The following is an 11,830-nucleotide window of genomic DNA, read 5'->3' as shown; positions in this document are numbered from 1 at the left end:
AGCCCTTCGCGGCGGCGAAAGGCTCCTCCAGATCGACTATTTATATCTTGAACAGCGCCAGCTTGTCCTTCAGATTTCCGGAGACGCTCTCCAGGTTAGCTGACAGCGTTACGAGCTGATCGCTCACGTTCTGCTGCTCGCTGCTGAGCGAAGCCACCTCTTCCGAAGTCGCGGATGATTCCTCGGCTACGGCGCTGACATTGCCCATCGCTTCCGACAGCTCAATCTGCGCATCCTTCAAGCTGTCGATAGACACGGTTACCGATTGAAGACTGGACACAAAGCTGTCCATTTGCCCGCGCACCGATACAAAGATTTCTCCAGTGCTCTTCACAGAGCTCATCTGCTCGGCGAACAGCGGCGTCACCTCGGAAAGCACGTTCATCGTCTCATTCATTTCGTTCATAATCTTGTCGGTGATGCCCGCTACCAAAGCGATAGATTCCCTGGTCTGATCCGCCAATCCGCGAATTTCGTCAGCTACCACCATGAAGCCCCGTCCGGCCTCACCCGCCCGCGCCGCCTCAATCGTTGCGTTGAGCGATAAAATATTCGTCTGCTGCGTAATATTTTTCATCACATCGAGCACCTTCAACACGGACATGGCGGTTTCCTTCAGATTGTCCACTTTCTCTACGAGCGCTTTGGTCATATCACCGGTGCGGCCGGTCTGCTTCATCAGCTCTTCAAGCTGCTCCGCACCCCTGCCGCTCGACTCGCCCACCATCCGAGCTGCTGTATCCATTTCCTTGTTGGCAAGGATGACGTGCTCCATCTGGCGCGACAATACGGCGGTGAGATCATTGCCTTTTTCGGCTTCTATGGCCAAGCTGCCGGCGCCTTCCGCGATTTCTTCGGTAGCGACCGCAATATCTCTGGCGGAATCCGCCGTCTTGCGGGATGCTTCCCCGAGCTCACATGCCGTCTCCAGTACCTCACGGGCCGTTTCCGTTGTCTGGGAGACCAGCTCCGTAATGCGTTCCATCATCAGATTAAAAGAAGCCGACAACTGGCCGATCTCATCCGAGGATGTATAGGGTGTCCGTACCGTCAAGTCTCCCTTGGCGCCTACGCCCATCAGATCCTTAAGCCGCGCGAGCGGGCGGGCAATCATGCGCACCATCCATACGCCAAGCAGCAGCGCCAGCAGAGCAGCTGCACCGGCGGCGAGATAAGTAGTGAAGAGAATCGGCTTCGCGTCCTGTACAAGCTCGTTGGTCGGAATGATGCCTGTTAGCTTCCAGTCGGCTTTCGCAAGCGGGCTGAAGACAGCCAACAGACCATTGCTGCTGGCGTCTTCGGCTTCTATGCTGTTGTTATTGGCTTTGCTGTCCTTGATAAATGCGTACTGTGATGCTTTTCCGTCCTCCTCTTTGACCGAGGAAGCAATAACGGTCCCTTCCGGAGAAACAAGCTGAACGTGTGAGCCGTTCCCCAGCTTGACGCTTTGAAAAGCGTCTTCAAACAAGTCCTTTTTAAGCTCGATCAGAATAACGTAACCCGCCTGGCCATTCATATCCTTGATTCTGCGGACAACAGCGACATTGGTGCTGCCTTTCACGCCGGCACTCATCGGGAACCAGAAGAACTGCTGGTTGGCTGATTCTTTGGCAAACCACGGTTGATAGCTGTCGGTATTAGCAACGGCTTGTTTATACCAGTCCGCAGTCCGTATGTCGTTCTTGACCAGATCGCGATTGCCGCTTGAGATAATCTGCAGTTTTTCGTTTTCTGGAATCAGGGAAAAGCTTACAATATTGGAATCCGAGGTCGTCTGGTTGCTCAGCTTTTTGCCGATATCATCATTTGCCACAAACTGCTCATAATTGGATGAAGCGTTTTCAAGAGTGGTAAGCTGCTCCTGAATTTGCGGATCGAAGAATACTTGCAATGCAAGCGTCTCATACTGGTTCAAAATAATGTCAAGCTTCTCGGCATTTTGGATAATCGTCTGGCGGTTGGCTTCGGATACGTTATCTTTAATGGTGTCCCTGGCCTTGGTATAAGACATCAGTCCCAGACCCAGCACCACGACGACAATGGAAGATAGAAAAATAAGAAACAGCTTTACGCCGACCGACTTGGCGGGATTTACCTTTTTGAATTGCCGGACGGTTCTCTGCAGCCATTGTTTTAAGTTCGTCTTCGCTGTCTCCATCCGGTTCTGCACGGATTCGCTGCTGTCCATCTGACCTGCTTTTACCCGTTCTTGACGCCCATTTCTCTTTCTCTCCTGTTTAGGAGCTCCCATTCAGATCACCTGCCCGATGAATTTGCAAAACGTTATGTAAGCGATGTCTTTTATATCGGCAGGCTGGCGGAAATATCTTATACCTGTTCCAAATTTTTTATGTCTTTAGTCCTAATCCTCATAGGGCGGCAAAAAAAACCGGGCGCTTCCCCTGATTACAGGAACACGCCCGATTCAATCATATAAACGCGGCCATAGCTTATTTCTTTTTCCGCATCATATCAAAATAAGCCACCGGCTGTTCAACCTTCATCCGAATATGCTGCAAGGGATGGCGGGCTGCATCTAGCGGAACGCCCTGTTCATCCTGAAGCTCGCCCACAATTTGCTTGAACGGAAGGCGGTCCGGTCCGAAGAACTCCACCTCCTGGCCGGGTTTGAAATGATTGCGCTGCTGAATCAGCGCCATACCTGTCTCTGCGTCATAGTCCAGCACGAGGCCGGCAAAATCATACGGCGCGGCTTTTTCTTCCGGCTCGTAAATATGATCCTCATGATCCGGCGTATCATAGAAAAATCCCGTGTTCAGCGGACGGTTGGCTGCTTTGTTCAGCTCGTCCAGCCACTCCTGCTTCAGCTCGTAATGCTCGGGATCGGCCATATAGGCGTCGATTGCCTTGCGGTAAGCATTGACCACGGTAGCAACATAGTGGATCGACTTCATCCGTCCCTCGATTTTAAAGCTGTCTATGCCAGCCTCGATCAGGTCGGGAATGCTCTCCAGCATGCAGAGATCCTTGGCGCCCATCGAGAACGGATTGTCCTCCGGCTGATGCAGCGGAAGCTGCGTAACGCCGAGCTCCAGACGCTGCGGAGACTCTCCGGCACTTTGCTCCTCGGAGACCCAGACTTCCCCTGGACGGGCATCCTCGAACAAATCATATTTCCACCGGCATGACTGGCAGCATCCCCCGCGGTTCGAGTCACGATCCGTAAAGTGGTTGGACAGTACGCAGCGGCCGGAATACGAAGAGCACATCGCTCCATGGATAAAAGCCTCGATTTCGATATCGACATGCTCCTTGATCTCGGCAATCTCCTGAAGGCTCGTTTCGCGGCCCAGCACGACGCGCGGCAGCCCCTCTTCCTTCCAGAAGGCTACGGCCTGCCAATTCAGCGTGGACTGCTGGGTGCTGAGATGCACCTCAAGACCCGGGACGGTCCGCAGGGCGATGTCCACAATCGCAGGGTCTGCCACAATGATTGCAGCTATTCCGACCTCGTACAGATTGCGCAGGTACTCTTCGATCCCGGCGATATCTTCGTTATGGGCGTAAATATTGGTCGCCACAAATACTTTGGCGCCGTATTTCTTGGCGAATTCCACGCCTTCACGCATTTCCTCAAAGCTGAAGTTGTCCGCATTCGAGCGCAGGCCGTACTTCTGCCCGCCGATATATACCGCATCCGCGCCATAATGCACGGCGAATTTCAATTTTTCCAAATTTCCAGCCGGAGCCAGGAGCTCCGGTTTGTCCAAGCGGTAACGCTTGCCTTTATATTGCGGCTTGGCCACAGTGTTCATACCTTTTCTCCCGTCCTCTTCATTTAAGAAAGAATTTCATTCCAATCAATAAACCTGCTCTTTATAAAAGAAACCGAAGGTCAGCTCCCGCTCCGGGTCCTGCAGCGCCCGTACGGTATCCAGCCACTCCTCTTGAAACGCGTAACCCGCAGGGTCTTGGGCATACGCGTCGATCGCCTGGCGGTAAGCCTTGATTGCCGCAACATTGTAAGCGGCCGGCTTGAGCAGCCCTTCAATTTTGAAGCTGTGAACCCCCGCCTCCATCAGTATATGCAGATCTTCCAGTATGCAAAGATCATCCGAGCTCATGATATGTGTGCCGTTCACATCTTCATAGATCGGGAATTTCTCATCGGGACGCTCCGCCTCGACCAGAAACAGACCGCGTTCTTTGCCCATGCTTCCGCCATCTACCGGACGCCCCTGATGGGCCATATAACTCTCCACCAGTTTACGCTTGGAGTGATAAATATTGGTCATTCCATGCACTTGAACCTGGGCCTCCACTTCGAGGCTAGGGACCATTTCCGTGATCTCGTCCATATTCAGCTCTCGGGCCAGAACTACACGGGAAGCGCCTTTGCGCCCCCAATAATTGGCCGTCGCGTAATTAGTGGACGTCATCTCCGCGTTCCAGTGAAGCTTAAGGCCGGGCGCTTCACGCCGAGCCGCGGCCAGTACGGCCGGATCACCGAACTCGGCAGCATCCACGCCGATCTCCGCTATGGCCTTGATATAGGCCGGAAGCTCACCCAGCAGCCGGTTCGGCATCAGCCCTCCGAGCCCGGCATATATTTTGCGGCCGCGTTCATGGGCCATTGCCACTACCGCCGCCGTATCCTCCAGACTGAAATGTCCGGCCAGCCGCATGCCGAACCGGTCATCGCCGATCAGAAGCGCATCGGCTCCGGCATCCAGCAGCGCGGCTGCTTCCGTAAGGGAAGCGGCCGTCGCCAGCAGCTCCGGTTTGCTCTTCATCATGTATCCTCCTGTGGGCGCATCCGGCACAATCAGGCGCCGGACGGCATCTCAATTATAACGAAATCACTGCATCGTTTTTTCTAAAATATGAACGGATAAGGACGGCTTATTTCGCTGCTGCCTGGCTTTTTTTGATATTGGCTAAATGCTCCTTGTACGTCTTAGCGAATAAATGGGCCTGGCTTCCGTCCTTCTTCGTGACGTAATAATAATAATCCGAGGTCTCCGGCTCAAGCGCCGCCTTAATGGAGGCTAGACCCGGGCTGCAGATCGGTCCTGGCGGCAGGCCGGTATTCCGGTACGTATTATATGGGCTCTCGACTTCGAGATCCTTATACAGCAGTCTTTCCTTAGGCTGGGCAAGCAGATACTGGACGGTAGCGTCGATCTCAAGCTTTTGTCCTTTATTAAGCCTGTTGTAAATAACTCCGGCCACAAGCGGACGCTCGCTGTCCACAACGACTTCACGCTCCACCAGGGAAGCGACGGTCAGCAGTTCATGCAGAGTTAATCCGCGATCTTTAAGACGGGTCTGCCAACCCGAAATGCTGTCCAGCCTCTTCTGCAGCTCCTCCATCATCTTCTCGACAATTTGCTGCGGCGTGCTGTCTTTGACAAGCTCATACGTCTCCGGGAACATATAGCCCTCCAGCCGGTGGCGAATATCCTTTTCCTGCGGAATGCTTAAAATGTCTGTCTCCTTCAGCTCCGCCCCCGTATCTATCTGCGACAAAAAAAGAGAGGCGTCCTTGCCCCAGGCCTGAGCGAGCCTGTCCGCAATCTGCTTCGCCGTATACCCTTCAGGAATGGTAAAGACGACGGTTTCCTTCTTCACCACATCTCCCGCGTTCAAGCGGGTGATCAGATTGTCATAAGTTGCGCCGGGAGCGGCGCTGTAAGTCCCTGCCTTGAACTGCGATCCTTCGTTCGTCCACTTCAAATAGCCTTTAAACAAAAGAGCGCTGCGGATAATCCCCTTACTCTCCAAAAGGTCGGCAATTTCCAAGCTGCCCATGCCTTTTTCAATGGTAATGTTTACAGCGGGCCCTGACGGTTCCACCGGTTTCATACCATTCCATATATACCAAATTCCTGCACCCGCCACAGCGATAAGCAGCAGCAGGACAATCAACAGATTGCGGATGACGGACTTCAAACATTCTCCTCACTTTCCGACTATAAATATAAAATTGTATTCATTTAAATTCAATAGATATTTTGAAAATCGCTTATTTTTTTCAAGCAAAAAGAGCGCGGAATGCTCCGCCCTCCCCTGCTTGTGGCTGCGTTCAACCGGCCCGAGGGCCGAAAGCGGCTAGCCGTATATGCTTACACTTCGTCGTCCGGAAAAGTCAGCTCGTCATACAGCTCCGAGATATCTTCCCATTCGTCGTCGTCTTCAATACTCTCCAGCTCTGGCGGACCGCCTTGGGAAACAACGATGCGCAGGATTTCCCGCTCCCCATCCCTTTCCGAATCTTGCAGCACCGCGTAGCCGCGGCCTTGCACTTCAAATTCGGCGATGATTTGATGCACGGAAGCCTTACCGTTCTCGTCTTCCAGTTCCACGGTCTCTCCATAGGCGTCTTTCAGCCTGGAAGTCCATACCGCTTGGCCGGCAGAAAACTCAGTCATTCCCTGCTCCTCCATCCAGCTCGTCAACCAGAGTGTTGAAGGTCTCCTCGACAATCGCCCACTCCTCATCATCTTCGATCATGAAGAGCTGCAGGTCTTCTCCGTCTTCTTCATAGCGGAATGCGTATACCTCGTCGGCTTCCTCGTCCTCGGAATCGAGCGGCACCACCATCATATACTTGGAATCGGAGCCGTCGACCTCGAACTTCATGATAACCTCGAATTCCTCTTCGTTGCCTTCATCATCGGGAATATAAATAATCTCCGGTTCCTCATCCATGCCGATCTGCTCGTTTGCCATCTGTGCGCACCCCTCACCTTTTACTGTTAGCATCCAAAAAATTTTGCAAAATCAGAACTGCGGCCATCTTATCCACAATTCCTTTGCGCTTCTTGCGGCTGACATCGCCTTCAATCAGCACCCGCTCAGCAGATACCGTCGTCAGGCGTTCATCCCAAAGGTGTACGGGCAAACTCAGCGTCTCCCGCAGCTCGTTTGCAAATTCAATGCAAATCTCGCCGCGGGGGCCCACTGTGCCGTTCATATTCTTGGGCAGGCCGACTACAATCTCGGATACTTCGTATTCCTCGATCAAGCGACGGATTCGCTCCATCTCACTTCCGTCCCGGCGGCGTTCGATGGTCTCCAGTCCTTGAGCGGTCCAGCCAAAAGCATCGCTTACGGCTGCGCCGATCCGGCGATCCCCGTAATCCAGACCGAGTTTCCTCATTTGACCTTATCCGCCGGCTGATTGGCAAGGTAGAACCGGACCAGTTCCTCAATCAGCTCGTCACGTTCTTTCCTCCGGACCAAACTTCTCGCATTGTTGTGGCGCGGGATGTAAGCCGGATCACCGGAAAGAAGGTAGCCAACAATCTGGTTGATCGGATTATAATCCTTCTCCACCAGGGCGTTGTGAACGGTAAGCAGGATCTCGCGGGGAGATGCCTCTTTCTCGTCGCCCTTCACATTGAATTTGACCGTTTTGTCCATGGAGTCCATTTGTGACACCTTCCTTCTGCGCAGTCAATGCTTGACGGGGCCTTCGCAAAGTTGCTGCATTACTATATATTTGTATCTCACCCCATCATAACATATTCACGATCAAACAAGAAAATCCTGCCGGAATATAGCGCTTTTTTGAGCTTATGCTCATGAATAACGCCAAAATAAAGGATTGTATGCAGAGAAGGCGCGAAAAAAGGCAGGGCCTGTCCGCTTAAGGGCGGCAAAGTCCCATACCACTTGCACAGCCCACTCTGTCCACCGACAGGAGCGTCACCATTGAAGAGGCCCTGCAAACGATCAGGCCCGTAACCGGAGCCTTAGACTGTCGCCTGCCGGAACCCAGGCGGGAGCCCAGCTGCTGGCTAAGCGCCCGCGAGAAATATTTCCCGGAGCGGCAGATTCCAGGCCGGACCCGCTTGCGGGCTTTCTGCTTAACCGGCTAATCAGCCCTGGGCGGCCACCAGCTCTTCCGCTTTCGCCAGCGCGGCCGCGAGCTTGGAAGCGTCCTTGCCGCCAGCCTGCGCCATATCCGGGCGGCCGCCCCCGCCGCCGCCGCATACCGCTGCGACTTCCTTCACCAGCTTGCCGGCATGATAGCCCTGCTTCACCAGCGTCTGCGGAACCGCGACGACAAAGTTCACTTTGTCATCCATGGCGGCGCCCAGCACGATGACCGCCGCAGGCAGCTTCGCCTTCAGCTCGTCGGCCATCGACCGCAGCGCGTCCATGCTGCCGGCCTGTACGGAAGCCGTCAGCACCTGTACTCCGCTGCCGACCGTCTTCACGCTGCTCGTCAACTCGGCCGCGGCAGCGGCGCTGAGCTTCGATTGCAGCGACTCGTTCTCGCGTGCAAGCTCGCGCACCTGGCCGCTCAAAGCCTCGATCCGCTTCGGCACGTCCGGAAGCGACGATTTCAGCAGCGCGGCAGCCTGCTTCAGCACGTCGAGCTGGCTCTCCGTGTACTGGTAAGCGTAACGGCCGGTCACTGCTTCGATCCGGCGCACGCCGGAGCCGATGCCGCTCTCGCTGACCAGCTTGAAAATGCCAATCTGCGACGTATTGCTCACATGGCAGCCGCCGCACAGCTCAAGGCTGTAATCGCCGACCTGCACTACGCGGACGATATCGCCGTACTTCTCGCCAAAGAGTGCCATTGCGCCCATCGCTTTGGCTTCGTCAATCGGTTTGTTTTCGATCACGACGTCTAATCCGCGCCAGATCTGCTCATTGACCTTATGCTCGATTTGCGTCAACTCTTCCGGCGTAATCGCGCCGAAATGCGAGAAGTCGAAACGCAGGCGCTGCCCTTCCACAAGCGAGCCCGCCTGATTAACGTGACTGCCAAGCACTTCCTTGAGCGCTTTATGCAGCAGGTGGGTAGCCGTGTGGTTCTTCACGACATCCTCGCGTTCCGAACGGTTCACTTCGGCGCGGATCGTATCGCCCACTTTCAGCTCGCCGGATTCCACCGTCACCAGATGAACATGCTGGCCGCGCGGCGCTTTAAACAGTCCGTTAACCTTCGCGGTAACGGAGCTGCCCGTCAGTACGCCATGATCGCTTACTTGGCCGCCGCTTTCAGCATAGAACGGAGTCGACTCCAGAATAACCTGTGCTTCCGCACCCTCGCCTGCGATGTCCACCAGTTCGTCGCCGACGACAATCGCGGCGATTTTCGTTTCGGCTACGAGGTCATTATATCCAACAAACTGGCTTTTAACCGTCAGTTCGGACAACGCGCCGCCCTGCACCTTCATGCTGCCGCTGTCGTGGCGGGCTGCTCTTGCCCGGTCGCGCTGCTCCTGCATCGCCGCGTCGAACCCTTCACGGTCGACTTTCAGCCCCTGCTCGGCAGCATAGTCTTCCGTCAGGTCGAACGGGAAACCATAGGTGTCATACAGCTTGAAAGCATCCGCTCCGCTGATCACGTTCACACCGTCTGCCTTCGCCCGGTCGCTGATTTCGCCGAGGATCTCCAGGCCGTCGGACAGCGTTTCATGGAAGCGATCTTCCTCCATACGAATGATTTTGGCAATATATTCGCGGTTCTCCACCACAGTCGGATAGTAGACGCCCATAATGTCGCCCACAACGGTCGTCAGCTCATACATGAACGGACGGTCGAGGCCCAGCGTCTTGCCGTAGCGCACCGCGCGGCGCAGCAGACGGCGGATAATATAGCCGCGGCCTTCATTGGAAGGCAGCACGCCGTCGCCTACCGCGAAAGTCACGGTACGGATATGGTCGGAGATGACTTTCAGCGCAATATCCTGCTCCAGGTTATCCTTGTAGTTTACGCCTGCAAGCTTGGCCGTCGTTTGAATGATCGGCTGGAACAGATCGGTGTCGAAATTCGAATCCACGTCCTGGAGGATGGAAGCGAAACGTTCAAGACCCGCGCCGGTATCGATGTTCTTGTTCGGAAGCGGCGTATAGCTGCCGTCCTTGTTATGGTTGAACTGCGAGAATACGAGGTTCCACACTTCAAGGTAGCGTTCGTTCTCGCCGCCCGGATACATTTCCGGGTCCGACATGTCGCTGCCGTAGGCTTCGCCGCGGTCATAGAAAATTTCCGTGCAAGGTCCGCAAGGCCCTTCGCCGATATCCCAGAAGTTGTCTTCCAGCTTGATGATGCGCTCTGCGGGCAGTCCGATTTTTTCATTCCAGAACTTGAACGCTTCTTCATCCTCGGGATAGACGGTAACCGCAAGCCGATCCGGATCGAAGCCGATCCACTCCTTGCCCGTCAGGAATTCCCAGGCCCAAGTAATCGCTTCTTCCTTGAAATAGTCGCCGATGGAGAAGTTCCCCAGCATTTCAAAAAACGTATGATGCCGGCGCGTCTTGCCGACGTTCTCAATGTCGTTCGTGCGGATACACTTCTGTGAGTTTGCAAGACGCGGATTTTCCGGCTTCACGCGTCCGTCGAAATAAGCTTTAAGCGGCGCCATGCCCGCATTGATCCACAAGAGGGATGGGTCATTGTGAGGGACGAGCGACGCGCTAGGCTCGATTTTATGGCCTTTGCCTGCAAAAAACTCCAGCCATTTGGAACGGATTTCACTTGCTTTCATCTAAATACAGCTCCTGTCAGTTAAAATTAGAACAAAAAAACGCCCCTGAATGATTCAGGGACGATTGATATCGCGGTACCACCCTGGTTATCGCCCGTTAGCGTCTTTGGCATCTTGTAAAGATACTTCAGACACGCTGACAGCGAGCGATCGCCTTGTTACGGCCGTTAACGGGACCATCCGGCGGGCTTGTACCCGCACTCCGAAATCAGCTTTCCGCCGGCCCGTCTTCCGGATTCTCGCAGCCGCCTGCGTCACTCGCAAGGGAATCCGTTCTCTGGTGAAGCCTAGTTTCCGGCGTACTTCATTTCATCACTGTATTCATAGCTATGAAGTTAACGCATTTTAACATTATCAGTATATCCATGCCCTTCGTTCCTGTCAATTGCCTTGTTACAGCACCGCTGAAGAGCCTCCGTCAATGTTCACCGACGTTCCGGTAACATATGACGCCGCATCGGATACCAGGAACGCGATCACCTTAGCTGCCTCTTCCGCATCGCCGATTCTCCCCAGAGGGATACCGTGGCGCGGATCGGCTGAGAACTCCTCCCAGATTAAGTTAGGAGCGGCCTGCTTCCATTTCCGCTCGATTTGGTCGCTTCGGATAAGGCCGATGCATACCGCATTGACGCGAATGCCCGCCCCGGCCAAATCCTTGCTCATCGCTTTGGTCAGCGCAAGTCCCGCGGCGCGGCTTACGGACGTTGGCAGAGAAGCAGCGGACGGAGCCTTGCCTTTAACGGCGGTGACATTAACTACGGCTCCGCTGCCGGCCTTCCGCATATATGATATTGCCGCCCGCGCGCAGTGCACCGCGCCCAGCAGCTTCAGATCGAGGTCGGCGTCCCAGCCTTCACCGTCCACTTCCTCGAACGGCTTGGCGGCGGAGGTTCCGGCATTATTAATCAGAATATCGACGCCTCCGAAATGCTCACCGGCCGTCTCGACCGCCCGCCGGGCGCCCTCCTCCGACGAGATATCCGCCTGAATGACCAGCGGCTCCTTACCAGTCACTTCATATATATGGCGCGCGGCTGCCTGAAGCGGCTCCAGCGTTCGGGCGATGATCGCCACATCCGCACCTTCATTGGCCAGAACGATTGCCGTAGCCAGGCCGATTCCTTTGCTGCCGCCGGTTATAACCACCTTTTTCCCTTTCAAACCCAGATCCATAATCTAACTCCTCCCTTAGCGGTGTTCCGCACCGTCCTGCTAAAATTTCTCATATGTACATTATACATACTCATGACTGATATAAATACTATGGTGCTACAAGATGTCAAGACAGAGATTTGAATATATTTAAGGTGTGAAAAAAAGTGCAAAGTGAAAAGTAGAGCTGTTGTAGGTGG

The 11,830-nt window shown here is 54.5% G+C and carries 10 protein-coding genes; all 10 read right to left on the bottom strand.

Translation table 11 applies throughout. The annotated features are described in order from the left end of the window. Positions 1-40: 40 nt before the first annotated feature. Positions 41-2,251: a methyl-accepting chemotaxis protein gene (locus PDUR_RS08710; protein ID WP_042205927.1), complete on the bottom strand. Its 2,211-nt coding sequence runs from the start codon at positions 2,249-2,251 to the stop codon at positions 41-43. A 199-nt stretch (positions 2,252-2,450) separates the two neighbouring features. After that, positions 2,451-3,776, bottom strand: a complete 1,326-nt coding sequence (locus PDUR_RS08705; protein ID WP_042205926.1) for a peptidase U32 family protein — start codon at positions 3,774-3,776, stop codon at positions 2,451-2,453. A 45-nt stretch (positions 3,777-3,821) separates the two neighbouring features. Further along, entirely contained in the window at positions 3,822-4,754 is a 933-nt protein-coding gene (locus tag PDUR_RS08700) for a peptidase U32 family protein (RefSeq protein ID WP_042205925.1), read from the bottom strand. Between the two features lie 109 nt (positions 4,755-4,863). Next, on the bottom strand, positions 4,864-5,913 hold the full coding sequence (gene mltG, locus PDUR_RS08695) for an endolytic transglycosylase MltG (RefSeq protein ID WP_233277509.1): 1,050 nt from the start codon (positions 5,911-5,913) through the stop codon (positions 4,864-4,866). A gap of 173 nt (positions 5,914-6,086) precedes the next feature. Beyond that, positions 6,087-6,392, bottom strand: coding sequence for a DUF1292 domain-containing protein (locus PDUR_RS08690; RefSeq protein ID WP_042205924.1), 306 nt, complete (start codon positions 6,390-6,392; stop codon positions 6,087-6,089). Next, a complete protein-coding gene (locus PDUR_RS08685; protein ID WP_025700697.1) occupies positions 6,385-6,693 on the bottom strand; it encodes a DUF1292 domain-containing protein in 309 nt (102 codons plus the stop codon). Before PDUR_RS08685 ends, PDUR_RS08690 begins: the two co-directional genes overlap by 8 nt. A 13-nt stretch (positions 6,694-6,706) precedes the next feature. Then, the gene (ruvX, locus tag PDUR_RS08680; RefSeq protein WP_042205923.1) at positions 6,707-7,123 is read right to left on the bottom strand and encodes a Holliday junction resolvase RuvX; all 417 of its coding nucleotides are present in this window, start codon (positions 7,121-7,123) and stop codon (positions 6,707-6,709) included. Beyond that, entirely contained in the window at positions 7,120-7,395 is a 276-nt protein-coding gene (locus PDUR_RS08675) for an IreB family regulatory phosphoprotein (RefSeq protein ID WP_025688687.1), read from the bottom strand. The genes ruvX and PDUR_RS08675 overlap by 4 nt, the downstream gene beginning before the upstream one ends. Positions 7,396-7,844: 449 nt before the next feature. Next, complete coding sequence (gene alaS, locus PDUR_RS08670) at positions 7,845-10,475, bottom strand: alanine--tRNA ligase (protein ID WP_042205922.1); 2,631 nt, start codon at positions 10,473-10,475, stop codon at positions 7,845-7,847. 393 nt (positions 10,476-10,868) lie between these two features. Next, positions 10,869-11,651 (bottom strand): SDR family NAD(P)-dependent oxidoreductase, encoded by a 783-nt coding sequence (locus PDUR_RS08665; protein ID WP_042205921.1) that lies wholly within the window; start codon positions 11,649-11,651, stop codon positions 10,869-10,871. Positions 11,652-11,830: the final 179 nt, after the last annotated feature.

The sequence above is a fragment of the Paenibacillus durus genome (assembly GCF_000756615.1).
Classification (GTDB): domain Bacteria; phylum Bacillota; class Bacilli; order Paenibacillales; family Paenibacillaceae; genus Paenibacillus_AQ; species Paenibacillus_AQ durus.
Note: the sequence above shows the minus strand (reverse complement) of the source record. Positions and strands in the feature narration are given on the sequence as shown.

Coding starts and splice junctions, on each gene's coding strand:
- PDUR_RS08710 (WP_042205927.1), bottom strand. CDS start 2,251: ATGGGAGCTCCTAAACAGGAGAGAAAGAGAAATGGGCGTCAAGAACGG.
- PDUR_RS08705 (WP_042205926.1), bottom strand. CDS start 3,776: ATGAACACTGTGGCCAAGCCGCAATATAAAGGCAAGCGTTACCGCTTG.
- PDUR_RS08700 (WP_042205925.1), bottom strand. CDS start 4,754: ATGAAGAGCAAACCGGAGCTGCTGGCGACGGCCGCTTCCCTTACGGAA.
- PDUR_RS08690 (WP_042205924.1), bottom strand. CDS start 6,392: ATGACTGAGTTTTCTGCCGGCCAAGCGGTATGGACTTCCAGGCTGAAA.
- PDUR_RS08685 (WP_025700697.1), bottom strand. CDS start 6,693: ATGGCAAACGAGCAGATCGGCATGGATGAGGAACCGGAGATTATTTAT.
- ruvX (WP_042205923.1), bottom strand. CDS start 7,123: ATGAGGAAACTCGGTCTGGATTACGGGGATCGCCGGATCGGCGCAGCC.
- PDUR_RS08675 (WP_025688687.1), bottom strand. CDS start 7,395: ATGGACTCCATGGACAAAACGGTCAAATTCAATGTGAAGGGCGACGAG.
- alaS (WP_042205922.1), bottom strand. CDS start 10,475: ATGAAAGCAAGTGAAATCCGTTCCAAATGGCTGGAGTTTTTTGCAGGC.
- PDUR_RS08665 (WP_042205921.1), bottom strand. CDS start 11,651: ATGGATCTGGGTTTGAAAGGGAAAAAGGTGGTTATAACCGGCGGCAGC.